22 protein-coding genes, 1 tRNA gene and 1 pseudogene are annotated in these 25,885 nt (G+C 54.4%); 3 read left to right on the plus strand and 21 right to left on the minus strand.

Annotated elements, in window-relative coordinates; all coding sequences use genetic code 11:
* Positions 1 to 57: 57 nt before the first annotated feature.
* The 8 genes from Q3970_RS08750 to Q3970_RS08785 form a co-directional block, all read right to left on the minus strand.
* The gene (locus tag Q3970_RS08750; protein WP_303100199.1) at positions 58 to 924 is read right to left on the minus strand and encodes a VacJ family lipoprotein; all 867 of its coding nucleotides are present in this window, start codon (positions 922 to 924) and stop codon (positions 58 to 60) included.
* A complete protein-coding gene (locus Q3970_RS08755; RefSeq protein WP_303100200.1) occupies positions 921 to 1,199 on the minus strand; it encodes a lipid asymmetry maintenance protein MlaB in 279 nt (92 codons plus the stop codon). Before Q3970_RS08755 ends, Q3970_RS08750 begins: the two co-directional genes overlap by 4 nt.
* 3 nt (positions 1,200 to 1,202) lie before the next feature.
* Positions 1,203 to 1,802 (minus strand): phospholipid-binding protein MlaC, encoded by a 600-nt coding sequence (locus Q3970_RS08760; RefSeq protein WP_303100201.1) that lies wholly within the window; start codon positions 1,800 to 1,802, stop codon positions 1,203 to 1,205.
* 49 nt (positions 1,803 to 1,851) lie between these two features.
* Entirely contained in the window at positions 1,852 to 2,364 is a 513-nt protein-coding gene (mlaD, locus tag Q3970_RS08765; RefSeq protein ID WP_303100202.1) for an outer membrane lipid asymmetry maintenance protein MlaD, read from the minus strand.
* A 5-nt stretch (positions 2,365 to 2,369) separates the two neighbouring features.
* Positions 2,370 to 3,146 carry a lipid asymmetry maintenance ABC transporter permease subunit MlaE gene (gene mlaE, locus Q3970_RS08770; protein WP_303100203.1) on the minus strand — a complete coding sequence of 259 codons (777 nt, stop codon included), beginning with the start codon at positions 3,144 to 3,146 and terminating at the stop codon, positions 2,370 to 2,372.
* 124 nt (positions 3,147 to 3,270) lie between these two features.
* The gene (locus Q3970_RS08775) at positions 3,271 to 4,074 is read right to left on the minus strand and encodes an ABC transporter ATP-binding protein (RefSeq protein WP_303100204.1); all 804 of its coding nucleotides are present in this window, start codon (positions 4,072 to 4,074) and stop codon (positions 3,271 to 3,273) included.
* Positions 4,075 to 4,375: 301 nt separating this feature from the next.
* Complete coding sequence (gene lysA / locus Q3970_RS08780) at positions 4,376 to 5,596, minus strand: diaminopimelate decarboxylase (protein WP_303100205.1); 1,221 nt, start codon at positions 5,594 to 5,596, stop codon at positions 4,376 to 4,378.
* Between the two features lie 5 nt (positions 5,597 to 5,601).
* Positions 5,602 to 5,760 carry a lipoprotein gene (locus Q3970_RS08785; RefSeq protein ID WP_303100217.1) on the minus strand — a complete coding sequence of 53 codons (159 nt, stop codon included), beginning with the start codon at positions 5,758 to 5,760 and terminating at the stop codon, positions 5,602 to 5,604.
* 74 nt (positions 5,761 to 5,834) lie between these two features.
* Between Q3970_RS08785 and cyaY the strand changes: the two genes are divergently transcribed.
* Complete coding sequence (cyaY, locus tag Q3970_RS08790) at positions 5,835 to 6,161, plus strand: iron donor protein CyaY (RefSeq protein ID WP_303100218.1); 327 nt, start codon at positions 5,835 to 5,837, stop codon at positions 6,159 to 6,161.
* A 68-nt stretch (positions 6,162 to 6,229) separates the two neighbouring features.
* Here cyaY and apbC read toward each other — a convergent pair whose 3' ends face one another.
* Positions 6,230 to 7,309, minus strand: coding sequence for an iron-sulfur cluster carrier protein ApbC (gene apbC, locus Q3970_RS08795; RefSeq protein WP_303100206.1), 1,080 nt, complete (start codon positions 7,307 to 7,309; stop codon positions 6,230 to 6,232).
* A 154-nt stretch (positions 7,310 to 7,463) separates the two neighbouring features.
* On the opposite strand from apbC, the gene Q3970_RS08800 reads away from it, so the two are divergent.
* A complete protein-coding gene (locus tag Q3970_RS08800; RefSeq protein ID WP_303100207.1) occupies positions 7,464 to 8,432 on the plus strand; it encodes an L-lactate dehydrogenase in 969 nt (322 codons plus the stop codon).
* A gap of 544 nt (positions 8,433 to 8,976) precedes the next feature.
* On the opposite strand, the gene Q3970_RS08805 is transcribed toward Q3970_RS08800, so the two are convergent.
* The 3 genes from Q3970_RS08805 to Q3970_RS08815 form a co-directional block, all read right to left on the minus strand.
* On the minus strand, positions 8,977 to 9,213 hold the full coding sequence (locus Q3970_RS08805; RefSeq protein ID WP_303100208.1) for a bacteriocin transporter: 237 nt from the start codon (positions 9,211 to 9,213) through the stop codon (positions 8,977 to 8,979).
* A gap of 386 nt (positions 9,214 to 9,599) precedes the next feature.
* Positions 9,600 to 10,637, minus strand: coding sequence for a tRNA preQ1(34) S-adenosylmethionine ribosyltransferase-isomerase QueA (gene queA, locus Q3970_RS08810; RefSeq protein ID WP_303100209.1), 1,038 nt, complete (start codon positions 10,635 to 10,637; stop codon positions 9,600 to 9,602).
* A gap of 147 nt (positions 10,638 to 10,784) precedes the next feature.
* Complete coding sequence (locus Q3970_RS08815; protein ID WP_303100210.1) at positions 10,785 to 12,125, minus strand: NCS2 family permease; 1,341 nt, start codon at positions 12,123 to 12,125, stop codon at positions 10,785 to 10,787.
* Positions 12,126 to 12,399: 274 nt separating this feature from the next.
* On the opposite strand from Q3970_RS08815, the gene Q3970_RS08820 reads away from it, so the two are divergent.
* Positions 12,400 to 13,029, plus strand: a complete 630-nt coding sequence (locus Q3970_RS08820; RefSeq protein ID WP_303100211.1) for a YdcF family protein — start codon at positions 12,400 to 12,402, stop codon at positions 13,027 to 13,029.
* Between the two features lie 442 nt (positions 13,030 to 13,471).
* On the opposite strand, the gene rpoC is transcribed toward Q3970_RS08820, so the two are convergent.
* From rpoC to Q3970_RS08865, 9 genes and pseudogenes are all read right to left on the minus strand, one after another.
* Positions 13,472 to 17,647, minus strand: coding sequence for a DNA-directed RNA polymerase subunit beta' (gene rpoC, locus Q3970_RS08825; protein ID WP_303100212.1), 4,176 nt, complete (start codon positions 17,645 to 17,647; stop codon positions 13,472 to 13,474).
* A 114-nt stretch (positions 17,648 to 17,761) separates the two neighbouring features.
* The gene (rpoB, locus tag Q3970_RS08830; protein ID WP_303100213.1) at positions 17,762 to 21,940 is read right to left on the minus strand and encodes a DNA-directed RNA polymerase subunit beta; all 4,179 of its coding nucleotides are present in this window, start codon (positions 21,938 to 21,940) and stop codon (positions 17,762 to 17,764) included.
* A 253-nt stretch (positions 21,941 to 22,193) separates the two neighbouring features.
* Entirely contained in the window at positions 22,194 to 22,568 is a 375-nt protein-coding gene (gene rplL, locus Q3970_RS08835) for a 50S ribosomal protein L7/L12 (RefSeq protein WP_085366665.1), read from the minus strand.
* A gap of 51 nt (positions 22,569 to 22,619) precedes the next feature.
* The gene (rplJ, locus tag Q3970_RS08840; RefSeq protein ID WP_303100214.1) at positions 22,620 to 23,120 is read right to left on the minus strand and encodes a 50S ribosomal protein L10; all 501 of its coding nucleotides are present in this window, start codon (positions 23,118 to 23,120) and stop codon (positions 22,620 to 22,622) included.
* Between the two features lie 232 nt (positions 23,121 to 23,352).
* Positions 23,353 to 24,048 carry a 50S ribosomal protein L1 gene (gene rplA / locus Q3970_RS08845; protein WP_303100215.1) on the minus strand — a complete coding sequence of 232 codons (696 nt, stop codon included), beginning with the start codon at positions 24,046 to 24,048 and terminating at the stop codon, positions 23,353 to 23,355.
* Positions 24,048 to 24,479, minus strand: coding sequence for a 50S ribosomal protein L11 (gene rplK / locus Q3970_RS08850; RefSeq protein WP_085366660.1), 432 nt, complete (start codon positions 24,477 to 24,479; stop codon positions 24,048 to 24,050). Before rplK ends, rplA begins: the two co-directional genes overlap by 1 nt.
* A 126-nt stretch (positions 24,480 to 24,605) precedes the next feature.
* Positions 24,606 to 25,142, minus strand: coding sequence for a transcription termination/antitermination protein NusG (gene nusG, locus Q3970_RS08855; RefSeq protein WP_303100216.1), 537 nt, complete (start codon positions 25,140 to 25,142; stop codon positions 24,606 to 24,608).
* A 2-nt stretch (positions 25,143 to 25,144) separates the two neighbouring features.
* Positions 25,145 to 25,327 (minus strand): annotated as a pseudogene (secE, locus tag Q3970_RS08860) (preprotein translocase subunit SecE); the annotation flags it as partial.
* A gap of 430 nt (positions 25,328 to 25,757) precedes the next feature.
* A tRNA-Trp gene (locus tag Q3970_RS08865) sits at positions 25,758 to 25,833 on the minus strand.
* Between the last annotated feature and the right edge of the window lie 52 nt (positions 25,834 to 25,885).

Genomic DNA, 25,885 nt, shown 5'->3' on the forward strand with positions numbered 1-25,885 from the left:
CTGAATCCGTTAGGGGGAATTTAGAGGAGTTTTGGGATTTTTGCAAAGGTCTCAGCCTTATTGCACGCTATCAGGTTCCCATAAGGTTAACACTTCGTTTTGAGCTTCGGGCATATCCAAGCTGCTTTCGGGCAACCGGGTTTCGGGAACGGCAGGCTCCGTTACGGGCGCATATTCCTGCGCGGGCGGCGCGCCGTTTTCATCGCCGACCAAATCGTCGATGTCGATTTCTTCATCCCCCCCCTGCGGCAGGGACGCTCCGGTTTGGCGGGCACGCATTTTCATAAAGATGTCGCGGGTATAGGCGTATTTGTCGATGGCCGCATCTTCCAAACTGTCGGTTAAATCCAAATACTGCACACGGGTATCGACCGTGTTGAGCGCAGTAGTGCCGACACGCCCCGCATCGGTTTTGAACACCACATTCTTGACCGGATAGAGGTAGGTAACGGTGCCGCCGATACTGTCGCGCACAGTGGAAGGCCCCATCAGCGGATAAACGAAATAATTGCTGTTTTTCCAGCCCCAAGAGGCAAATGTGTCGCCCAAGGTGTTTTTATTGTTGGGAATGCCGCCCGCATCGGCGATATTGATCAGACCGCCCAAACCGAAAGTGGAATTGACGCCCACGCGGACAAAATCTTCGCTGGCGCGTTTGATGTCCAACCGCAGCAGGTTGCTGCCCATGCTGACCACATCGCGCAGATTATCGAAAAAATTGGTTACGCCCGCCCGCACGGGTTTGGGCGTAACGGCGCGGTAGCCGCGGGCAACGGGGGCGAGCACATGCTTGTCGGCAGCATCGTTAACCTTGAACATCACGCGGTTGTAGCGCTCGTAAGGGTCGGCCGGATTGCGTTCCGCCCAAGCAGGCTGTGCAACGGCAAAACCGACGGCAATCAGAGGGATGACTGTTTTTTTCACGGGTTTACCCATTCGTTGATTTCATACAGTTCGGCCAAAGCTGCAACCGAAGCGGGAATGCCGCGCAGCGATAGCGCGCCGGGCTTCGCACGCAGGGCGGCCAAGAGCAGCGACACGCAGGCCGAATCGGCACGGTTGACGCCCGAAAAATCGACGGCGGCAGTTTCTTTCAGACGGCACTGCTGTTCAAAACGGCTGTAAACGGCTTGTGTAACGGTTTTCACGGTTACGCTGCCGCCCACATGGAGCACGCCGTCGCGCACTTCGGATTTCATGGTTTATTTGCCGCCGTTTTTCGATTTCAGTTCGGCAATCAGGCCGTCGATGCCTTTGCTTTTAATGGTTTCGCCGAATTGGTTGCGATATACCGTTACCAGGCTCGCACCCTCGATGGCCACATTGTAGGCACGGTATCTGCCGCCGCTTTGGTAAGTGGTAAAGTCCATCAGCACAGGCTTGCCGCCGGGCTGGGTAACTTCGGCACGCACCACCACTTCTTTGCCGCCCCGGTTGACCACGGGGTTGTCTTTCACCACCACGCCGGCGTTTTTGTATTTCAGCATAGTGCCGGAATAAGTGCGGATCAGCAGGGTTTGAAACTCTTTCGACAGCGCCTGCTTTTGCGCGGGCGTAGCTTCGCGCCACGGGTTGCCTACCGCCAACGCAGTCATGCGTTGGAAATCGAAGTTGGGCAGGGCATAGCTTTCTGCTTTGCGGCGCACGGCGGCATCGTTGCTGCCGTTGGCTTCTTTCAAAATGTTCAAAACCTGGGTGGCGCTGGTGCGCACCTGGCTGACCGCTTCGGCCGGTGTGGCAAAAGCAAAGTTGATGCTCAACAGACCGATGCTCAAAGCGCTGAATAAGGCTGATTTTTTCATGGTTGGTTTTCCTATCGGAGTTCCGTATCAATTAATCGAAATAAACAAATTACTCGGCGGCAGGTTCGCTGCCTGCTGCGGTTTCCGAACCGCTCGAGTTTTTCTCGGCAAAACTGGTCATAAACTTGCCGATTAAGTTCTCCAGCACCATGGCCGAACCGGTTACGGTGATGGTGTCGCCGGCGGCCAGATTTTCTTCATCGCCGCCCTGTTGCAGGCCGATATACTGTTCGCCCAAAAGACCGGAAGTGAGAATTTGCGCCGATACGTCGGTGCTGAACCGGTATTGGCTGTTCAGATCAAGGCTCACTTTGGCCTGATAGCTTTTCGGATCGAGCCGTATGCCGCCCACGCGCCCCACCAGCACGCCGGCCGCTTTCACGGGTGCATTCACTTTCAGGCCGCCGATGTCGGTAAAGTCGGCATACACCGTGTAGGTTTGGCCGGAACCGCCGCCCACCGCTGCGCCGCCTGCCACACGGAAAGCCAGAAAGCCCACGGCAGCCACACCCAGTAAGACAAACAAACCGACCCAAAATTCCAATACACTCTTCTTTTTCATGTTTTTTACTCGGTAAACATCAATGCAGTTAAAATAAAGTCGATGGCCAGCACGGTGAGTGCCGACGACACTACCGTGCGGGTGCTGGCACGCAGGATTCCCTCCGATGTGGGTATGCAGTGGAAGCCTTGGTGTACGGCAATCAGCGTAACCGCCACGCCGAACACGGCCGATTTAATCAAACCGTTCACCACATCATATCGGATAGACATATTGCTCTGCATCTGCGACCAGAAAATGCCGCTGTCCAAACCCAGATACTGCACGCCGATCAGATAAGCGCCGTAAATGCCCGCCACGTTGAAAATCGAGGCCAGCAGCGGCATCGACGCCACGCCCGCCCAAAAACGCGGCACCACCACGCGGGCGACGGGATTCACCGCCATCACGTTCATCGCTTCGAGCTGTTCGGTGGTTTTCATCAGGCCGATTTCGCTGGTCATCGCACCGCCCGCGCTGCTGGCAAACAGAATCGCCGCCAGCACGGGGCCGAGCTCTCGCAGCAGGCTGGCGGCCACCATATAGCCGAGAATATCGGCCGATTTGAATTTGGAAAGCTGCGTATAGCCCTGCAAACCCAGCACCATGCCTACAAACAGGCCCGACACCGCCACAATCAATACCGAGAGCACGCCGGCAAAATACATCTGGCGCACGCTCAGCCGGAAGCGCGACAAAGCCGTGCCCGATTTGGCGAGTATCTGCAAAAAAAACAGAAACACACTGCCGAGCGCGCGGATAAAGTCCAGGGTTTTCGCCCCTGTGGTTTGAATAAAATTCATGGTTTCTTTTAATGTGGGTGTTTTTCAGACGGCCTAAACCCTCTGCCTGCATTATCCAAATATTTAAAATCGTTTTTCAGGCGGCCTGCCGGGTAACCGCTGAAAAGGCCGCCTGAAAGCAGGACTAGCTGCCCAGCAAGTCCTGCCGTAAACCGGTGGGTGCGGGGTAGCGGAACGGCACAGGGCCGTTGGGCAGGCCGCCGACGAACTGCTGCACCCACGGCGAATTCTGCCTGCGCATCTCTTCGGGCGTACCCGAAAACACAATCTCGCCGTGCGCCAGAAAAATTACTTGGTTCACAATCGAGAGCGACTGCTCGACATCGTGCGTTACCATCACGCTGGTTGAGCGCAGCGCTTTGTTGATGCGGCTGATCAAGTGGGCAATCACGCCCAGTGAAATCGGGTCGAGGCCGGTAAACGGCTCGTCGTAAAGCATGATTTCCGGATCGAGCGCGATGGTGCGCGCCAACGCCACCCGCCGCGCCATACCGCCGGACAATTCGGACGGCATCAGGTTTTCCACACCGCGCAGGCCGACGGCATTCAGTTTCAACACCACCAAATCGCGGATAACCGCTTCAGGCAGTTTGGTCAGCTCGCGCATGGGGAAAGCCACGTTGTCGAACACCGACAAATCGGTAAACAGCGCGCCGTGCTGAAACAGCACGCCCATACGGCGGCGGTGTTCGTAAAGCCCGTCCGCACTCAGGCGCGCCAAATCGCGCCCTTCCACCAACACCTGCCCCTGCTGCGGGTGGAGCTGGCCGGTTATCAGGCGCATCAGCGTGGTTTTGCCGCTGCCCGAGCCACCCATAATGGCCGCAAAATTACCTTGTTCGATGGTGAAATTGATGTTTTGGAGAATCGGGCGTTCGCCATAGGCAAACGCCACGTTTTTCATTTCGATAAAAGGAGGAGGGCTCATGCGCGTGTGTGGTGTGTGAGGGGGAGGGCTGAAATGTCGGTATTTTAATAACTTAGGCTGCTACGGGCAATTTTTCAGACGGCCTTTCCGTGCAAAAAATACACGAATGTATGTAAATTACTGAAATTATTCTACTTCACTACTATGTTGAAATCATAAAAAATACAACAAAACACCCAATTTTCTGCCCAATAGAGTAGCAATATTACAAACGGCGCCAACCCTTTAGTTAGCCGGAAAAGTTTGCAGGCCGTCTGAACAAAACGGCGCTCAGACGGCCTCCTGCAGCTCCGGCAAACCGCTACAAACACGCCGTTTCGTTGGCCATTTGCTGCTCCCATGTTTCGCGCAGGCGGATTAAGCGGGCTTCGCCGCCGTTTACCAACACTTCGGCCGCCCTGTTGCGGGCGTTGTAGTTGCCGGCCATGCTGCTGCCGTAGGCACCCGCACCGGCCACCACCAGCAAATCGCCCGCTTCGCAGGCCAGCTCGCGCTGCTGGCCGAGAAAATCGCCGGTTTCGCACACGGGGCCGACCACGTCGGCGGTAAACGGTTTGATATTGCGCGGCTCGACGGCTTCAATGCGGTGATAGGCGTTGTAAAGCGCGGGGCGCATCAAATCGTTCATGGCGGCATCAACAATCACGAAATTTTTCTCCTCACCCTGCTTCACAAACTCCACCCGCGTTAACAGCGTGCCCGCATCGCCCACCAAGCTGCGGCCGGGTTCCAGCACCAGCTTCTGCCCGCGCCCGGCCATCATGCGGGCGACGGATTGGGCATAGGCATTAAGGTCGGGCGCGTTTTCGTTGTGATACACGATGCCGATGCCGCCACCCAAGTCGATATGTTCCAGCGCGATACCTTCTTCGGCCAGCCGGTCAACCAGCAGCAGAATGCGTTCGCAGGCTTCGGTGAGCGGGCTTAAATCGGTAAGCTGCGAGCCGATATGGCAGTCGATGCCGATGATTTTCAGACGGCTCAAACCCGCAGCATAACGGTATGCGGCCAGAGCATCAGTGTAGGCGATACCGAATTTGTTGGCTTTCAGGCCGGTGGAAATATAAGGGTGGGTTTTGGCATCAACATCGGGGTTGATGCGCAGCGAAACCGGCGCGGTTTTGCCGATGCGCCCGGCCACGACCTGAATGCGGTCCAGCTCGGGCAGGCTTTCCACGTTAAAACACAACACGCCCGCGTTGAGCGCAAATTCGATTTCGGCCTCGCTTTTGCCCACGCCCGAAAAAATCGTTTTGCCCGCATCGCCGCCCGCCGCCAGCACGCGCGCCAATTCGCCGCCGGAAACGATGTCGAAACCGCTGCCGAGTGCGGCAAAGTGTTTGAGTATGCTCAGGTTGCCGTTAGCTTTCACGGCATAACACACCAGCGGCTTAAGCGCGCAAAAGGCTTCGGTGTAGGCACCGAAAGCGTTGGTGAGCGCCGCCTGGCTGTACACATACAAAGGCGTGCCGAATTGTTCGGCCAGGCGGCTGTAGGGGATTTGTTCGCAATGCAAGGTCATGGTTTTTATTTTTCGGGGGATGCAGGTTCTTTTCGGGGCTGCCCGAGGCCGGTTTGAATCACGCCGAAACGGGCGTCGTCGCCTTCTTTGGGCAGGTATAAATCGCCTTTATAGCCGCAACCGGCCAACAGCACGGCGGCAGCAAACAACAGGGTGAGTTTCATCATTATCTTTCATCCGGCACGTTAATGTGGCAAGATTCGGTATCTTAAACAAAAATGCTTTAACGCACAAAGCCATTATGACCGAAAGTGAATTTTTGCAGCATTCCGATGCTTTATTCGCCCACATCGAAGACCAAATCGACGAAGGCGGCTGGGATTTCGACTGCCAGTTGAGCGGAAACGTGCTCACCATCGAAGCGGGCGACGGCACGCAGATTATCGTTAACCGCCACACGCCCAATCAGGAACTGTGGATAGCCGCTAAAAGCGGCGGCTATCATTTTGCCGAAAACAACGGCCGCTGGCTCGCCACCCGCGACGGCAGCGAGTTTTTCGCCGTGCTCAATCAGGTATTAAGTGCTGCGGCGGGTGAAGAAGTGCGGGTGGAAACGTTAGGTTAACGCTGTTCTCAATATCTGTTCAGGCCGTCTGAAAGCTGTTTTTCAGACGGCCTGAACGCATTTTAATTTTATTCCACCACGATTTTCGGAAAGCGGCTGCTGAAATCTTTGCCTTTGTCGGCCACCTCCAGCGCAATCTGCCAGGCGGCTTCGGTGTAGATGCCGGCGATGGCGGGCTGCGCCTGCTGCATGGCAAACGCCGTGCCGTTGTCCATCGCTTCGCGCACGGGCAGGCTCAGGGGCAGTTGGCCGAGCAGCGGCACGCCGAGTTTGGCGGCCAGGTTTTTGCCGCCGTCGCTGCCGAACACGGCTTCGGTATGGCCGCAGTTGGAGCAGATGTGCACCGACATATTCTCCAACACGCCGAAAATCGGAATATTCACTTTTTGGAACATATCCACCGCTTTGCGCGCGTCGATTAGGGCGATGTCTTGCGGGGTGGTAACCACCACCGAGCCGGTTACGGGGATTTTCTGCGACAGGGTGAGCTGGATGTCGCCGGTGCCGGGCGGCAGGTCGATGAAAAGGTAGTCCACGTCGTCCCACTCGCTTTGGAACAGCAGCTGCTGCAACGCCTGGCTGAGCATGGGGCCGCGCCACACTACGGCTTGGTCGGTGTCGACCAGAAAACCGATAGACATCACCTGTATGCCGCCTTCGGCCTGCACAGGCACCAGCTTCTGGTTTTCCTGCGAAGGTTTGCCGTCGGCCACGCCGAGCATGGTGGGCTGGCTGGGGCCGTAGAGGTCGGCATCGAGCACGCCCACGCGCGCACCCATGCGCGACATGGCGGCAGCAAGGTTGGCTGCGGTGGTGGATTTTCCCACGCCGCCCTTGCCTGAGGCGATGGCGATGATGTTTTTCACGCCCTTAATCGTAGCCACGCCGGGCTGTACTTTGTGGGTGCCGATAATCACGTCGGTGCCCAAATGAACGGGCGTGCTGCCGGTGAGCGGCGTTAAGGCCGTCTGAACGCGTTCGGCCAGCTCCTGCCCGATATGGGCAACGGGAAAGCCGAACTGCAAACGGATATGCAGGCCGTCCGAACGCGCTTCTGCATGCTGCACAGCCTTTTCGCTGCCCAGCGTGCGGGTGCTGCGGGGGATTTCAACCGCATCCAGTGCGGCCCGGATTTCTGAAATGTTCATGTGTGCGCCCTCCAACCATATTCCGGCAATGATAACGGGCGGTATTTTAGCAGAAGCGGGCGGATCCGAACGGCGGTTTCAGACGGCCTTCTCCCCCTGCAAGCGCTTTCCTTTATAATAACAACCGCTTCACATCAAAAAGGGATAGAAAAATATGACCAAAAAAGTAGGTAACAAAGTTGTAGTGATCGGCACTGGCGCGGTGGGCGTCAGCTACGCCTATTCGATGCTCAACCAAGGCCATTGCGACGAGATGATACTGTTCGACCTCAACCGCAAGCGCGCCGAAGGCGAAGCGCGCGACCTGCGCCACGGCGTGCCCTATGCGCCCACACCAACGCGCATTTCGGTGGGCGGCTACGCCGACTGCTCCGATGCCGACATCGTCTGCATCTGCGCCGGCCTGCCGCAGCGCCCCGGCGAAACCCGCCTCGACCTTATCGACAACAACCTCAAGGTGTTCCACAGCATCGTTACCGCCGTGATGGCTTCGGGCTTCAACGGCATTTTTCTGGTGGCCACCAACCCCGTGGACGTGCTCTCTTACGCCACCTGGAAATTTTCCGGCCTGCCCAAAGAGCGCGTGATCGGTTCCGGCACCATTCTCGACACCGCCCGCCTGCGCGTATGTTTGGGCAATGAATTTCAAGTGGCGCCCGTGAGCATAGACGCCATGATGATCGGCGAACACGGCGACAGCGTGATTGCCGCCTGGAGCACCGCCAACATCGCCGGCATGCCCCTGAAACAGATTCTCGAGCAAGAGGCCGACGGCAAGGCCCATATGGAAAAAATCTACGACAACGTGCGCAACGCCGCCTATGAAATCATCGAAGCCAAAGGCTCCACCAGCCTCGGCATCGGCATGGGTTTGAGCCGCATATCCAACGCCGTTTTGCATAACCAAAGCGTGGTGCTCACCGTTTCAACGCTGCTCGAAGGCGAATTCGGCGAGCACGGCGTTTATATCGGCGTGCCCGCCGTCATCAACCGCCGCGGCGCGGTGCGCGTGATCAACAAACCGCTGGATGACGACGAATCGGCGCTGTTTGCCGAATCCGCCCGCCTGCTCAAAGGCTACCAGCTGAAGGTAGATGAATTTTTAGCGGCCAAGGCCGTCTGAAATATCCGCCCGCCGTTATTCCCGCAAAAGGAGCTGCCTGACATTTAAAACAATTTTGCCGGGGTATCCCTCCCTGATTCAGCTCAGGAGGAGTCAGGCATAAAAAGGGGCGTAACGGCAAATTACGCCCCTTGGTGTTTCTTAAATTAAAGAAACTAATATGATAGTTTCTGCCCCTGCCCTTTTGATTTGCAGCCGGTTACATGATCCGCCCAACTGGCATGTGCACTGGAAAGATAAGCACGGCCACCGCTCGGTTTTGAATGGGGTCTTGCATAATTATCCTCACAGTTGGGATCAGGCTGCTTTCCAGCAGTACCGCCAGGATAAGGATTAGGAGACGAGGCTGAAATTATCGATATCTTTGCCTGCCTGCCAGCAGAGCCGCCGGAGTGTGAATCAGCCGATACGGCTGAAACCGTCGGGACGGCTGCCGGCTGACCGGCGGTAATTCCGGAGGAAGCTGTCGTCAAGCTACCAGTATCGGAATTGCTGCATGCACCTAACAAGCATACGAACGCAAAGATCGAAAACTTTTTTGCCGCTACCATTTTTTCGTGAAAGTAATCATTGCTGAATGCGGTTGGGAGAACGTACCAACGCCGTTAAAATGGGCAAAATTATGGCTGTAGGAAAAACCAAACCCGCTTTCTTCAGGCTTATAGGTAATGCCGATGTTTCCGGCCATATTTTTCCCAGGATTGCCACCGCCGCCCCCGGTTAAAGAAAAACCTCCGCCAGAAACCCGGTCCAACACGCGCATATTCAATTCTTTCATCATAAAACTCCTGAAGTAAGTTTAATAACATGAAATCGAGAAATATTTTGACAACTGCTGCCAAAATCTCCTCTGTTTTAGAGAGACAGATGTTTCATGTTTTAGTTTGTTTGATTTTTTTTTTTTTTTTTGCAAAATTAAGCTGGTATTTCTTTACCATTACATAAGCCGGTTCTTATAGCAAGATCAATCAAGACGGCACTAAATTCTTTTTCGGCCGATACGCGCCATGCGCATTATGTCGGCAGCACCTAGGCCGGCTTACAAAATAAAAAACCGCTCAGGCCGTCTGAAAGTTAGTTTTTCAGACGGCCTGCGGTTTTTTCAAACCCTGTACGGTTGCCCGCATTTCGGCTTAATTATTCGGAGTTAATTGAAATGTTCCTGCCTCAAAAAAGTTCGTCTTCCCGCCCAAGCAGCATGGCGTCGCCGTAGCTGAAAAAGCGGTATTTCTGCCCGACGGCGTGGCGGTAGACGCTGCGGATGTGCGCCGTGCCCGAAAACGCGCTCACCAGCATCAGCAGGGTAGATTTGGGCAGGTGGAAGTTGGTAATCAGGCGGTCGGCCACGTTGAAGCGGTAGCCCGGGGTGATGAAAATATCGGTGTCGCCCGTGCCCGCTTTCAGACGGCCTGTTTCGCGGGCGGCCGATTCGAGCGCGCGCATCGAAGTGGTGCCCACCGCCCACACGCGCCCGCCCCGCTGCTTCGCGGCTTCGACGGCGGCCACGGTTTCGGGGGGTACATCAAACCATTCGCTGTGCATTTTGTGTTCGGCGATGTTTTCCACCCGCACTGGCTGGAACGTGCCCGCGCCGACGTGCAGGGTAACTTCGGCCGTGCGCACGCCTTTGTTGCGCAGGGTTTGCAGGAGCGCGTCGGTAAAATGCAGGCCGGCGGTGGGGGCGGCCACCGCGCCCTGATGTTTGGCATACACGGTTTGGTAGCGTTCGTCGTCGTTATCGTCGGCGGCACGTTCGATATAGGGCGGCAGCGGCAGGCGGCCGGTTTGTTCGAGAATGTCGTACACGCTGCGGCCGCCCTCGAAGCGCAGGCGGAACAGCTCGCCCTCGCGCGCCTCCATTACCGCGCGGATGCCGCCGTCGAACACCAGCACCGTGCCCGCTTTGGGCGATTTGGATGCGCGCACGTGCGCCAGCGCGCTGCTGCCGTCGAGCACGCGCTCGATTAAGGCTTCGATTCTGCCGCCGCTCTCTTTGGCGCCGAACAGCCGCGCCTTCATCACTTTGGTGTTGTTAAACACCAAAACGTCGCCCTCGTTCAAATATTCGGGCAGCGCCGCAAACAGCGTGTCGGCCGGCGGCATACCGGGCAGCGCTACCAAGAGGCGGCTGCCGCCGCGCTCGGCGCTGGGCTGTTGGGCAATCAAGGCTTCGGGCAGCTCGAAGTCGAAATCGGAAATGTGCATTTAGGTGATCGGGTTTGAGAAATAAAGGGCGGTATTATACGCGCTTTTGGTTTCAGACGGCCTGCCCTGCCTTTACTTGCAAGGCCGTCTGAAAAGCAAAAAAGGCGGAAACCTCCGCCTTTTTTGCAGAGCGTGCCGCCGACGGGCTTACGCGCCCAAAAACCAGAACTTGGCCGCCCACGCCAGCGCCACCACCCACACCATCGGCGGCACGTCTTTGGCACGTCCGCACAAGAGTTTGATAACGGCGTAGCTGATGAAGCCCATGGCAATGCCGTCGGCAATCGAATAAGAAAACGGCATGAACACGATGGTGAGAAACGCAGGCGCGGCTTCGGTGATGTCGTTCCAGTCGATATCGGTGGCGCTGCGCATCATGTGCACGCCCACATACAGCAGCGCGGGCGCGGTAGCAAACGCGGGCACGCTCTGCACCAGCGGCGAAAACCACAAGCAGGCCAGCATCAGCACGCCCACGGTAACGGCTGTCAAGCCCGTGCGTCCGCCCGCCGACACGCCCGCCGCGCTTTCGATATAGGGCGTGGTGGACGACGTGCCCAGCGCCGCGCCCGCCACAATGGCGGTGGAGTCGGCAAACAGGGCTTTTTTCAGGCGCGGCAGTTTGCCGTTGACCAGCAGCCCCGCACGGTGGGAAACGCCTACCAGCGTGCCGGTGCTGTCGAACAAATCCACCAGGAAAAACACGAAAATCACGCTGATCATGCTGATGTTGAACAAACCGTTGAAATCCATCTGCATAAAGGTGGGCGCAATGCTCGGAATCTGCCCGACCACGCCTTTAAACTCGGTTAAACCCAGCGCGGCGGCAATGCCGGTTAACGCCAGGATAGTGAGGATAATCGCGCCGCGCACGCGGAAGTAATCCAGCACAATCACCATCACGAAACCCAAAAAAGTGAGCAAAACCGGCCAGTTGGGCAGCTTGACACCGTTTTCTTCCACATAGAAATTGCCCATTTTCACCAACGTGGCCGGGCTGTCCACCACGATGCCCGCGCCTTTTAAGGCAATCAGGGCGAGAAACAGGCCGATACCGGCGGCTATCGACATTTTCAGGCTCATCGGCAACGCGTTCACAATCGCTTCGCGCACTTTGAAAAAACTGAACAAAATAAAGATGATGCCCGACATAAACACGGCGCCGAGGGCAACCTGCCACGGCACGCCCATGCCTTTGACCACGGCGAAGGTGAAATAAGCGTTCAAGCCCATGCCGGGTGCCAGCGCAATCGGATAATTCGCCAACAGCCCCATAATCAGGCAGCCGATGGCGGCGGAAATACAGGTAGCCACGAAAACCGCGCCCATATCCATGCCGGTTTCCGAAAGAATCAGCGGGTTGACGATAACGATGTAGCACATCGCCAGAAAAGTGGTCAGGCCGGCCAAAAGCTCGGTGCGCACTGTGGTGCCGTGTTCGCTGAGTTTGAACAGGCGCTCCAAGAGGCTGTTTTGCGGAGTATTCATGATGGTTCTGGTTAAAAAAAGTAAAACAGGCGCGCATTATAACGGATTTACCCGAAGATTTAAGCGACTGGATAGAAAAGATTTTTGGAGCCGCTGCGGCAAAAACGCCGTTCGGTAGCCGTGCCTGCTGAAATAAATTTGCCCGCAGCCGGAACACCGTCTGCCTCCGGCCGCCTGAAAGCAGTTTCAGACGGCCTTACCGGCTTTAACCTCCGCCACCGCTACTTTTTCCCAAATACAGCAAACCCAACCCGCTTTCTGCGTTCTAACCACCATGAACCCGCCGACACGCTCCATCGCAAAAAAATTCCTGCTCACCCTTACCTGCCTGCCTGCCGCTGCCCTATTCTGCTTTGCAGCCGCCGCCGTTTGGGTTGCTTACGGCGACTTCAAGCTGAGCAAGCTGCAGCCTGCCGATCTGCAAACCGCCGACAGCGCATTGATTTTAAGCACAAAAGTTTACGAACAGGGCCGCCCCAACCCCTGTTTGGCCGCGCGTGTGGCCGCAGGGGTGGAACTATGGAAAGCGGGCAAAGTGAAACGGCTGGTGATGAGCGGCGGCATCAACCGCGATTTCCACCACGGCTCGAAAACCATGCAGGCACTGGCCGAACAGATGGGCGTGCCTGCCGGTGCCATCGTTCAAGAAACCGAAGCCGACGATACTTTCAAAAACATTGTATACAGCACCCCGCTGCTGGCCGCCGACCGCAGCGTGGTGCTGGTCAGCTCCAGCTTCCATATGCGCCGCGCCGGCTGGCTCGCCGCACGCCAGTGGTCCGACAAACACATTCAGGTTTACGCCCACCGCAACCGCTGCTACGAGGGAACAGCACGCTATTGGCTGGAAATCATCAGGGAAACGGGAGCCGTGCTGAAAAACGGCGTGCTAAACAGATATTGAACGGAGCGGCTTATTCCGTCCCGATATTTTGCAAAATTCATTCCGATACCTTAAAACAATTGCATCATACTCAGACTTGACCCGATTATCTTTTTGTTTCAAAAAATAACAGATACTCGGGTCAAGCCCGAGTATGACGGAGTTTAAGCAATTCAGACGGTCTTAAAGTCTGTCGACATTCAACGCAACAGCAGTATTTTTGGCCGAAATACCCCGTCTGCGGCGTTAGGCAGCGTAGCGGACTTGCGAAGCTGAAATGCCCGCAGGTGTTCAACCTTGCTGCGCTTTTTGCCTTGCATACGCGGTTTTTACCTCAAAAAACCGCTTCGTCGGTTAAATGTCGACAGCCCCTAAGGTATTCTCGCAAAAGTTTCAACCTGTGTGTTCCGCCATAAAAAAACACCGGCTGCTTTCGCAACCGGTGTCTGCATTCCGATACGGCTTATTCGGCCTCTTTCACCTGTTCGGCCACTTCGGCTTCGTGGTGCGCCTGCCATGCCTGACGGCGGGTGCGGTGGTAGGTCAGGCCTGTGCCCGCAGGAATCAGGCGACCGACAATCACGTTTTCTTTCAAACCGCGCAGTTCGTCCTGTTTGCCCATAATCGCGGCTTCGGTAAGCACACGGGTGGTTTCTTGGAACGATGCGGCCGAAATGAAGCTGTCGGTCGAAAGCGAGGCTTTGGTGATACCCAGCAGCACGTTTTCGTAGCGCGCCGGCTCTTTACCGTCGGCAACAGCTTTTTCGTTGGCCAGGGTAACGTCGCTGCGCTCCACCTGTTCGCCGGTGATGAAGCCGGTTTCGCCCGCATCGGCGATGTTCACACGGCGCAGCATCTGGCGGATGATTACCTCGATGTGTTTGTCGGAGATTTTCACACCTTGCAGGCGGTAAACCTCCTGCACCTCTTGCACGATGTAGCGCGCCAGTGCCTCAATGCCCTGCAGGCGCAGGATGTCGTGGGGATCGACCGCACCGTCAACAATGGTTTCGCCGCGGTTCACCACTTGGCCGTCGTGCACCAGAATCTGTTTCTCTTTGGAAATCAGGGTTTCGTAGGCCACGCCGTCAACGTCGGTGATAATCAGGCGCTGTTTGCCTTTGGTTTCCTTACCGAACGATACGGTGCCGGTTACTTCGGCCAGCATGCCGGCATCTTTGGGTACGCGGGCTTCAAACAGCTCGGCCACGCGCGGCAGACCGCCGGTAATGTCGCGGGTTTTGGAAGAAGCCTGCGGAATACGCGCCAGTACGTCGCCCTTGCCTACTTCCTGACCTTCGCGAACGGTAATCACCGCGCCCACGGGGAAAGCCATCGAAACGGCGGTGTTGGTGCCGGGAATCAGCACTTCTTCGCCGTTTTCGTCAAGCAGCTTCACGGTCGGGCGCAGCAGCTTAGATGTGCTGGATGCGCGGCGTTTGCCGTCGATCACCACCAGCGTGGACAAACCGGTTACATCGTCGGTTTGTTTGGCAACAGTTACGCCCTCCTCCACGTTTTCGAATTTCACCAGACCGGCGTGCTCGGTAATCATCGGACGGGTGTGCGGATCCCAAGTGGCCAGCGTTTGGCCGGCTTTCACCGCCGCACCGTCCTGCACCAGCAGGATGGCGCCATAAGGCACTTTGTGGCGTTCGCGCTCGCGGCCGATTTCGTCGTGAATCACCACTTCGCAAGAGCGGCCGATCACCACCAGCTCGCCTTTGTTGTTGGCCACATAACGCATCTGGCTGCTGAAGCGGGCGGTGCCGTTAGATTTGGCTTCCACCTGGCTGGCGGCGGCGGCACGCGATGCGGCACCACCGATGTGGAAGGTACGCATGGTCAGCTGGGTGCCCGGTTCGCCGATAGACTGGGCGGCAATCACGCCGACGGCTTCACCGGTGTTCACCAGTTTGCCGCGCGCCAAGTCGCGTCCGTAGCAGTGGGCGCACAGTCCGTAGCGGGTTTGACAGGTAATCGGGGTGCGCACCTTCACTTCGTCGATACCGGACTGGTCGATTAAATCCACCAGCTGCTCGTTTAAAAGCGTGCCGGCTTCCACCAGTGTTTCGCCGGAAGAATCCACCACATCGGCGGCGGTTACGCGGCCAAGAATACGGTCGCGCAGCGGCTCAATCACATCGCCGCCCTGTACCACCGCTTTCATCACGAAGCCGTCTGAAGTGCCGCAGTCGTCTTCCACCACCACCAAATCTTGGGTAACGTCCACCAAGCGGCGGGTCAGGTAACCGGAGTTGGCGGTTTTCAAGGCGGTATCGGCCAAACCCTTACGCGCACCGTGGGTGGCGATAAAGTATTGTAATACGGTCAGGCCTTCGCGGAAGTTGGAAGTAATCGGCGTTTCGATAATCGAGCCGTCGGGCTTCGCCATCAGGCCGCGCATACCGGAAAGCTGTTTGATCTGGGCTGCCGAACCACGGGCGCCCGAATCGGCCATCATGTAGATGGAGTTGAACGACTCCTGATCCACTTCGTTGCCTTCACGGTCGATGACTTTCTGTTTGGAAAGGTTGTCCATCATGGCTTTGGCGATTTTATCGCCGGCACGGCCCCAGATATCGACCACTTTGTTGTAGCGCTCGCCGTTGGTTACCAAACCTTGGCGGTATTGGTCTTCGATTTCCTTCACTTCGCCTTGCGCTTCAGCCAAGAGGGCGGCTTTTTCTTTCGGGATTTCCATATCGTCCACGCAGATGGAGATGCCGCCTTTGGCCGCATAGGCAAAGCCGGTGTACATCAGGTGGTCGGCGAAAATCACCGTGTCGCGCAAACCGCACAGGCGGAACGAGGCGTTAATCAGCTTGGAAATCTCTTTTTTCTTCAAAGCTTTGTTAATATATTCAAACGGCAGGCCCTTGGGCAGGATTTCACTTAGCAACGCACGGCCCACGGTGGTTTCGTAGCGTTTCACCACCGGCTCCAACCCGCCTTGTCCGTTGCGTTCCCATTCGCGCAGGCGCACGGTGATTTTGGTGCCCAGCTCCACCTGTTTGGTGTGGTAGGCGCGGTGCACTTCTTTCACGTCGGCAAACAGGCTGCCTTCGCCTTTGCCGTTGATGCGGTCGCGGGTCATGTAATACAGGCCCAATACGATGTCTTGCGAAGGCACGATAATCGGCTCGCCGTTGGCGGGCGACAATACGTTGTTGGAAGCCAGCATCAGCGTGCGCGCTTCCATTTGCGCTTCCAGGCTCAACGGAACGTGAACGGCCATTTGGTCGCCGTCGAAGTCGGCGTTGAACGCGGCGCACACCAAGGGGTGAAGCTGGATGGCTTTGCCTTCGATCAGAATCGGCTCGAACGCCTGAATACCCAAACGGTGCAGGGTCGGCGCACGGTTGAGCATAATCGGGTGCTCGCGGATCACTTCTTCCAAGATGTCCCAAACTTCGGGTACCTCCTGCTCCACCAATTTTTTGGCGGCCTTCACGGTCGAAGCCAAACCCTGTTTTTCGAGTTTGTGGAAAATAAACGGTTTGAACAGCTCCAGCGCCATTTTCTTGGGCAGGCCGCATTGGTGCAGGCGCAGGTAGGGGCCGACGGTAATCACGGAACGGCCGGAATAGTCCACACGCTTACCCAGCAGGTTTTGACGGAAGCGGCCGCCTTTACCTTTAATCATGTCGGCCAGCGATTTGAGCGGACGCTTGTTGGCGCCGGTCATGGCTTTGCCGCGGCGGCCGTTGTCCAGCAGCGAATCGACAGCTTCTTGCAGCATGCGTTTTTCGTTGCGCACGATGATGTCGGGCGCGTGCAGCTCCAGCAGGCGTTTCAGGCGGTTGTTACGGTTGATGACGCGGCGGTATAAGTCATTCAGATCGGAAGTGGCGAAACGGCCGCCGTCAAGCGGCACCAGCGGGCGTAAATCGGGCGGCAGCACCGGCAGTACGTCCATAATCATCCATTCGAGCTTCATGCCGCTGCGCTGGAAAGCTTCCAACACTTTCAGGCGTTTGGCGATTTTTTTGATTTTGGTATCCGAACCGGTGGATTCCAGCTCTTGGCGCAGAACCTCCACTTCTGAAGCAATATTCAGCGTGCGCAACAGTTCGCGGATACCTTCGGCACCCATTTTGGCATCAAAATCGTCGCCGTATTCTTCGAATTTGGTGTAGTAGTCGTCTTCAGTCAGCAATTGGCCGCGCTGAAGCGGGGTCATGCCGGGATCGGTAACCACATAGGCTTCAAAATACAGCACGCGCTCGATGTCGCGCAGGGTCATATCCAACACCATACCCAAACGGGAAGGCAGCGATTTCAAAAACCAGATATGGGCAACGGGGGCGGCCAGTTCAATGTGTCCCATGCGTTCGCGGCGAACTTTGGAAAGGGTTACTTCCACACCGCATTTTTCACAGGTTACCCCTTTGAATTTCAAGCGTTTGTATTTACCGCACAAGCATTCGTAGTCTTTCACCGGTCCGAAAATTTTGGCGCAGAACAAACCGTCGCGCTCGGGTTTGAAGGTGCGGTAGTTGATGGTTTCGGGCTTTTTCACTTCGCCGTAAGACCAAGAACGGACAGTTTCGGGAGAGGCTATACCGATTTTGATGGCGTCGAATTCCTCTTCCATGCCGGCGGATTGCAGCGGATTGAACAGGTTCATTAAATTCATTTCAGCTCCTTAAAAGGAAGTATTTTTTGCAGCGATACGGATATTTTGATTCGGGTTGTACATTCAACTTTTCAGACGGCCTCTGTGTCTTCAGGCCGTCTGAAAACCTGTTGCTCAATAACGTTCCAAATCAATATCCAAGCCCAGCGAACGGATCTCTTTAACCAATACGTTGAAGGATTCGGGCATACCGGCATCGATTTTGTGCTCGCCTTTAACAATGTTTTCATACATTTTGGTGCGGCCGGTTACGTCGTCGGACTTCACGGTCAGCATCTCTTGCAGCGTGTAGGCGGCACCGTAGGCTTCAAGCGCCCACACCTCCATCTCACCGAAACGCTGGCCGCCGAACTGCGCCTTACCGCCCAACGGCTGCTGGGTAACGAGGCTGTACGGGCCGGTCGAGCGGGCGTGCATTTTCTCGTCAACCAAGTGGTGCAGTTTCAGGTAGTGCATCACGCCGACGGTAACTTTGCGGTCGAACGCTTCGCCGGAACGGCCGTCGTAGAGGGTGATTTGGGTTTTGCTGTCGTTAAAGCCGAGCTTCTGCACTTCCGGGTCTTCGTTCGGGTAAGCCAAATCCAACATGCTGTAAATTTCGTTTTCTTTGGCACCGTCGAATACCGGCGAGGCGAAAGTGGCGCCGCGTTTCAGGTTGGCGGCCAATGCCAGAATTTCGTCGTCGCTCAGCTCGTCGAGGTTTTCCTGCTTGCCGCTGCCGTTATACAGCTGATTCAGGAAGGCACGGACTTCGCCCACTTGGCGCTGCTCGGCCAGCATACGGTCGATGCGCTCGCCGATGCCTTTCGCCGCCCAACCCAAGTGCACTTCGAGAATCTGACCGATATTCATACGGCTCGGTACGCCCAGCGGGTTCAACACGATGTCCACCGGGCGGCCGTCGGCCATGTAGGGCATGTCTTCCACCGGCAGAATGCGCGATACCACGCCTTTGTTACCGTGGCGGCCTGCCATTTTGTCGCCGGCTTGCAGGCGGCGTTTGATGGCGATAAACACTTTCACCATTTTTTGCACGCCGGGCTGCAATTCGTCGCCCTGGGTCAGCTTTTTCTTCTTGATTTCATACAGTTCGTCGGCCTCTTCGCGTTTTTGCTGCAAGCTGACTTTAATCAGTTCGAGCTGTTTGGCCAGAGATTCGTCGCTCATGCGGATGTCGAACCAGTCGTGCTTGCTCGGCAGCGAGGCCAGATATTCGGCGGTGATTTCGCTGCCTTTGGCCAGTTTCAACGGGCCACCGTTAGCTTTCTGGCCGACAATCATGCGCTCGATACGGCTGAAGGCGTCGTTGTCGAAAATGCGCAACTGGTCGCTCAAATCTTGGCGGTAGCGTTTCAGCTCGGCATCGATAATCGACTGGGCGCGTTTGTCGCGCTGGATGCCTTCGCGGGTAAACACCTGCACGTCGATTACGGTGCCGCTCATACCGGTGGGCATACGCAGCGAGGTGTCTTTCACGTCGGATGCTTTTTCGCCGAAGATGGCCCGCAGCAGTTTTTCTTCAGGGGTAAGCTGGGTTTCGCCTTTGGGGGTAACTTTACCCACCAATACGTCGCCCGCTTCCACTTCGGCACCGATATACACGATACCCGATTCGTCCAAACGGTTTTGCATACGCTCCGACAAGTTGGGAATATCGCGGGTGATCTCTTCCGCACCCAGCTTGGTATCACGCGCCACCACATTCAGCTCTTCAATGTGGATGGAGGTGTAGCGGTCTTCGGCGGCTACTTTTTCCGAAATCAGAATTGAATCTTCGTAGTTGTAACCGTTCCACGGCATGAAGGCGATGGTCATATTCTGACCCAAAGCCAGTTCGCCCAGATCAGTGGATGCACCGTCGGCCACCACGTCGCCGCGTTGCAGCACGTCGCCCGCTTTGACCACGGGACGCTGGTTGATGTTGGTCGATTGGTTGGATCGGGTGAATTTCACCAGATTGTAGATGTCCACGCCCACTTCGCCGGCAGTGGCTTCATCGTCGTGTACGCGCACGACGATACGGTTGGCGTCCACATATTCCACCACGCCGCCGCGACGGGCCACGATGGCGGTGGCCGAGTCAACGGCTACCGAACGCTCGATACCGGTACCCACCATCGGTTTTTCGGGGCGCAGGCACGGCACGGCCTGACGCTGCATGTTCGCCCCCATCAAGGCGCGGTTGGCGTCGTCGTGCTCTAAAAACGGAATCAGCGAGGCAGCCACGGACACTACCTGGCCGGTTGCCACGTCCATATATTGCACGCGGTCGGCGGTAGCCATAATGGTTTCGCCTTTTTCGCGGCAGGTAATCAGATCACCGGTCAAACGGCCGTCTGAATCCAATTCTGCACTTGCCTGTGCGATCACATAACGGCCTTCTTCGATAGCAGACAGATAATCAATTTGGTCGGTAACCTTACCGTCTGCCACGCGACGGTATGGGGTTTCCAAGAAGCCGTATTCATTGGTACGGGCAAATACCGACAGTGAGTTAATCAAACCGATGTTCGGGCCTTCGGGCGTTTCAATCGGACACACGCGGCCGTAGTGGGTCGGGTGTACGTCGCGCACCTCAAAACCTGCACGTTCACGGGTCAAACCGCCCGGGCCTAGCGCCGATACGCGGCGTTTGTGGGTGATTTCCGACAACGGGTTGGTTTGATCCATAAACTGGCTCAACTGGCTGGAACCGAAAAATTCTTTGATTGCAGCGGAAACGGGTTTGGCGTTAATCAAATCGTGCGGCATCAGGTTTTCCGATTCCGCTTGGTTCAAACGCTCTTTCACGGCACGCTCCACTCGCGCCAAACCGCTGCGGAACTGATTTTCAGTCAGCTCGCCTACCGAACGCACACGGCGGTTTCCCAAGTGGTCGATGTCGTCCACTTCGCCGTGGCCGTTGCGCAGCTCGACCAAGGTAGCGATGGAAGCCACGATATCTTCCACACTCAATACGTAGCCGCCTTTTTCGGCTGCTCCGGCAAAGGTTTGGTTCAGCAAGCGTCCATACCACGATCCGACCTGTGCTTCGCTCAATTTCTGCCCATAGGTACGGGTGTTGAATTTCATACGGCCTACGCGCGATAAATCGTAGCTGTCTTCATTAAAAAACAAACGATTGAACAACAGCTCTACCGCTTCTTCGGTAGGCGGCTCTCCCGGGCGCATCATGCGGTAAATCGCCACGCGCGCAGCCTGCTGGTCGACGGTTTCATCGGTGCGCAAGGTATTGGAAATATAGCCGCCCTGATCCAATTCGTTGATATACAGGGTTTCGATTTCCTCGATGCCGTGGATATCGAATTTTGCCAACAGCTCTTCGGTGATTTCGTCATTGGCCACAGCCAAAACTTCGCCTGTATCGGGCACGATTAAATCGATTGCCAACATTTTGCCCAACAGACTTTCAGGATCAACATCCAAACGGGTCAGGCCGGCATTACCGATATCGCGGATATTTTTGGCGGTAATACGCTTACCCTTGGCAACCAATACGTTGCCTTCCTTATCAACAATATCTAGTTTGGCGGTTTCGCCTTTCAGACGGCCTGCGATCAAATCGGTTTGCACGCCGTTTTTGGAAAGATAGAAAGTTTCTTTGTCGTAGAAAGTATCCAGAATCTGCTCGTTGTTATAGCCCAAGGCTTTCAGCAGAATGGTTACCGGCATTTTACGGCGGCGGTCGATACGGAAATACAGCAAGTCTTTCGGATCGAACTCAAAATCCAGCCAAGAGCCGCGGTAGGGAATAATACGCGCAGAAAACAACAACTTGCCGGAAGAATGGGTTTTACCGCGGTCGTGCTCGAAAAACACGCCCGGCGAGCGGTGAAGCTGCGACACAATCACACGTTCGGTACCGTTGATTACAAACGAACCGCTCGGTGTCATCAGTGGAATTTCACCCATATACACTTCGTTTTCACGCACTTCTTTCACCGCAGGCTTGGAAGATTCCTTATCCAAAATCACCAAACGGATGCGCGCACGCAACGGAGCGGCATAAGTAATGCCGCGCAGTTGGCACTCGGGAATATCAAACAGAGGCTCGCCCAAAATATAATGCACAAACTCCAAACGTGCATAACCGTTATGGCTCACAATTGGGAAAATCGAGTTGAAAGCTGCTTGCAAACCGTCGTCGCTACGCTTATCAAACGGCTTATCCAACTGCAAAAATTTGGAATAAGAATCCAGTTGCGTTGCCAGCAAAAACGGCACCTCCAATACGTTGGCACGCTTTGCAAAGCTCTTACGGATACGTTTTTTCTCGGTAAAAGAATAACTCATAGAAAACTCCAAAATAGGGAGGACTTTTTAAAATCAGAATATTGAAGCCGCCACAAGCTCGGCAGCAATCGGAAATAAGGATGGTTGCATATTCAATGCAGATTTTGCAAAAATCACCACATCTTAAAATATTTACATTTATTTTCAATAAAATAGGAATTTAATGTTAATAAATGTAAATACTTCAGATTTCGTTAATAAGAAGCAAAACAAGGCTGGCAGAACCTGCCAGCCTTTGTTCGCCACAACAGAATTATTTGATTTCGACTTTCGCGCCGGCTTCTTCCAGTTGTTTTTGAATGTCTTCAGCTTCAGCTTTAGAAACACCTTCTTTAACGGTTTTGGGAGCGCCGTCAACCATGTCTTTGGCTTCTTTCAAGCCCAAGCCGGTGATTGCACGAACTACTTTGATCACGCCAACTTTTTGGTCGCCGGCAGAAGCCAAGATTACGTCAAACTCGGTTTTCTCTTCAGCGGCAGCACCGGCAGCGGCACCAGCAGGACCGGCAACAGCAACGGCAGCAGCAGAAACGCCGAATTTTTCTTCAAAAGCTTTAACCAAGTCGTTCAATTCCATCACGGTCAAAGAACCAACTGCTTCCAAAATGTCTTCTTTAGTAATAGCCATGCTATTTAAACTCCAAATATTATATTAAAAATTTCAATCGAAACAAAATGCTCAAGCGGCTTCTTCAGCAGCTTTTTTCTCAGCCAGGGCAGCCAAGGCGCGGGCAAAGCCTGAAACAGGCGCCTGCATAACGAACAGCAGTTTGGACAACAGCTCTTCGCGGCTCGGAATAGATGCCAACTCGGCTACTTGGGCGGCGCTCAACACGTCGCCATTGTAAGAACCGGCTTTGATAATGATTTTGTCGTCTTTTTTCGCGAATTGATGCAGCACTTTTGCAGCAGCTACAGCATCTTCAGAAGCGGCATAAACCAGCGGACCAACCATTTGGTCTGCCAAACCGGCAAATGAAGTACCTTCTACTGCGCGGCGAGCCAATGTATTTTTCAGAACGCGCAGATACACGCCTTCTTTACGGGCATTGGCACGAAGCTCTGTCATGCTGGCAACACTGATACCGCGATATTCGGCAACCACCAGAGTTTGTGCATTGGCAATCGCTGCACCAATCTCTTCAACGGCCACCTTCTTGGTTTCAATATTGAGACTCAAGGTCTACCTCCCACTGTTAAACAAAGAAATACTATCGTATTTCACCAGCGCGGCAACCTAAAAAGACATTTCACAAGAAATACTTGATTATTCGATTCAGGACTACCGTCTGCGTAGGGCAGTTACGATTAAATCTTGCGATCCCTACGGTCTTGGACATCTACTTAAAAATTAAGTAGCCCAAATTCAGACGGCCTATACCCTAACAGCCACATAGACCGTCTGAAAATTTTCAACTGTTTACGCTTGAAGTATCAACGCGCACGCCCAAACCCATGGTGCTGGACACAGCCACTTTACGCAGATATTGACCTTTGGCGGCAGCAGGTTTGGCTTTCACAATGGCGTCCAACAAAGCGTCGAAGTTTTCACGCAAATCAGCCTCGGCAAAAGAAGCGCGACCGATGGTAGCGTGCACGATACCCGCCTTATCGGTACGGTATTGCACTTGGCCTGCTTTAGCATTTTTTACTGCCTCGGCCACATTCGGCGTTACTGTACCCACTTTCGGGTTCGGCATCAAACCACGGGGCCCCAAAATCGTACCCAGCTGACCGACAATACGCATAGCATCGGGAGAAGCAATCACCACGTCGAAATTCAGATTGCCTTTTTTCACCTCTTCAGCCAAATCTTCGAAGCCTACCACATCCGCACCGGCCGCTTTAGCTGCCTCGGCATTCGCACCTTGGGTAAATACAGCAACGCGTGTTACCTTACCGGTCCCTTTGGGTAATACAACCGATCCACGGATGACTTGGTCGGATTTACGGGGATCTACACCCAAATTGAAAGAAACGTCAACAGACTCGTCGAATTTCGCAGTAGCAGCCTGCTTCACCAAAGCAATCGCTTCATCAATTGCATACAGCTTGTTGGCTTCTACGGAGGCACGCAATACTTTCAAACGTTTGGAAATCTTAGCCATTACACACCCTCCACATCCAAGCCCATAGAGCGGGCAGAACCGGCAATCGTGCGGACAGCAGCATCTAAGTCAGCAGCTGTCAGATCAGGTTCTTTGGTTTTTGCAATTTCTTCCAACTGTGCGCGGGTTACCTTACCCACCTTATTAGTTAACGGATTTGAACTACCTTTTTGCAAACCTGCTGCTTTTTTCAGCAAAATAGTAGCGGGTGGAGTTTTCATCACAAATGTGAATGATTTGTCGGCAAATGCCGTAATCACCACAGGAATCGGCAAACCCGGCTCCATAGATTGGGTCGCAGCATTAAATGCCTTACAAAACTCCATGATGTTCAAGCCACGCTGACCCAAAGCCGGACCAACCGGAGGAGAGGGGTTGGCTTTACCTGCAGGAATCTGCAGTTTGATGTAACCGATAATTTTCTTTGCCACTTTAAATAGCTCCTAAATAAACGGGTATAACGCGAATTTTTTTTTCGCTCCCCAAAAAAACAGATCGGGTATTATACTTTGTAAAAAGTATAATATCAATCCGCCTACCGACAATTTAACCGATTGCTACTGGATTTTTTCCACTTGGTTAAATTCAAGCTCGACAGGTGTTTCCCGACCGAAAATCTGCACCGAAACACGTAGTTTGTTACGCTCGTAATTTACTTCTTCAACGATACCGTTGAAGTCGGCAAACGGGCCTTCATTGACTCGAACCTGCTGGCCAACTTCAAACTCAACCTTAGGCTTCGGCTTTTCAACACCGGTTTGGACTTGTTGCAAAATAGCATTAACTTCTTTTTGAGAAATCGGCATCGGGCGGTTAGCGCTTCCTCCGATAAAACCGGAAACCCTTGGCGTACTTTTTACCAAATGCCAAGAGTCATCGGTCATTTCCATTTCAATCAATACATACCCAGGAAAAAACTTACGCTCACTAATGGTTTTGCGACCGTTTTTAATATCAACCACCTCTTCCACTGGTACAAGGATTTGCCCGAAGTAGTCACCCATATTTTCACGCGCGATACGCTCTTTCAAAGTTTTTTGTACGTTTTTCTCAAAGCCGGAATAAGCCTGTACAACATACCAACGTTTAGACATTTTTATCCCCTCTTCAACAACAAATCAAAAAACAACCATGAAATCAAACTGTCTACCGCATAGATAAACAACGACAACACAGCCACAAAAACCACAACAAAAAATGTCATCCGAACAGCATCTTTACGGGGAGGCCAGACAACCTTTTTAAATTCGGCAACTGAATCGCGTGCATAAGCAATCAAACGACGACCGAAGTCACACCAATAAAATACAATCAACAAGCCAGCAATCGCACCGACCACGGGAAACAACGCCCGCACATATATCGACAAATTTTGCACGCTATAAAAAGCCCACAATCCCACCGCAACCAATACGACCGAAATTGCCAGCTTGAAAATATCGGCCCCCTTGGAACCGGAACCATGATTACGCACAGATAACTTACTTTCCGTCCGCACAAGCCGGCCGGGCTTCTCTTCCTTATCCTGCGGTATATTTTCAGCCATCTCTTTTCCAATATTCAGCAAAAGGCACCAACACAGCCTTTCGTTACATTAAACAGCAGCCTTAACAAACAAAACGAGCATTCACTTGTATTATTTGCCATTAAATAACAACCTATTTAGAATAGTAAAAAATTAACCGGCACAAAGGCCGGTTAATTTTTATTGGCAGGCCAGGAGGGTCTCGAACCCCCAACCCTCGGTTTTGGAGACCGATACTCTACCAATTGAGCTACTGGCCTTCACATTAAGCGATGATGGAAGATACCACGCCGGCACCTACGGTACGGCCGC

The organism is Neisseria sp. (assembly GCF_030530745.1).
Lineage (GTDB): Bacteria > Pseudomonadota > Gammaproteobacteria > Burkholderiales > Neisseriaceae > Neisseria.